Genomic DNA, 550 nt, shown 5'->3' with positions numbered 1-550 from the left:
TTTTTACGGGAGAAGTATTCATAATTTTGGATAATCAACAGCCGTGATATTTTATATTATATTATTTGCTTTTAACCATTCTTCAAATAGCTTACTTCCGACTTCATAAGATAAATCATCTGCATCAACAGTAAAAATCTTGTAACCATATTTTTCATGGAAATCATACTTATCTAATATTTTTTTAACTAATGTAGTATCTTGTTCATTATCTAAAAAAACTACCCATTTATTTTCATTCTGAATTTTATATGCGACTGCTTCTAAATCAACATTGTTCTCATAATATCCTAAATGAAGATGCTGATTTGGATCAAATTTCACGTTTATTCACTCCCTATAATTAGCGAACGGTGCCAGGCACTGTTCGTAAATCCACTGCTTCTAACGATAACAATATATCGATGCGGTCGTAAATCGGTCCGGAGATACGTTGGCGATAGGCGTGGATCTGTTTTGGGCTACATATGCAATAGCGTTTTTTCGAACCGAAATAGCCGCATGGGCAAGGGTTCATATACAAATACACAAAAATAATTATAAAGTAGTT

2 protein-coding genes are annotated in these 550 nt (G+C 32.7%); both read right to left on the bottom strand.

Annotated features, from left to right (window positions below; all coding sequences use genetic code 11):
• Positions 1-51 precede the first annotated feature (51 nt).
• On the bottom strand, positions 52-324 hold the full coding sequence (locus ABEV15_RS11280) for a DUF3986 family protein (protein WP_033026638.1): 273 nt from the start codon (positions 322-324) through the stop codon (positions 52-54).
• A gap of 19 nt (positions 325-343) precedes the next feature.
• Positions 344-550, bottom strand: a 207-nt coding sequence (locus tag ABEV15_RS11275) for an ATP-binding protein (protein ID WP_498853253.1), incomplete at its 5' end; no start/stop codon positions are given.

Source organism: Bhargavaea massiliensis (genome assembly GCF_050480245.1).
GTDB lineage: Bacteria > Bacillota > Bacilli > Bacillales > Anoxybacillaceae > Anoxybacillus.
The sequence above is the reverse complement of the archived record's forward strand: the minus strand, read 5'-3'. Positions and strand labels throughout refer to the sequence as shown.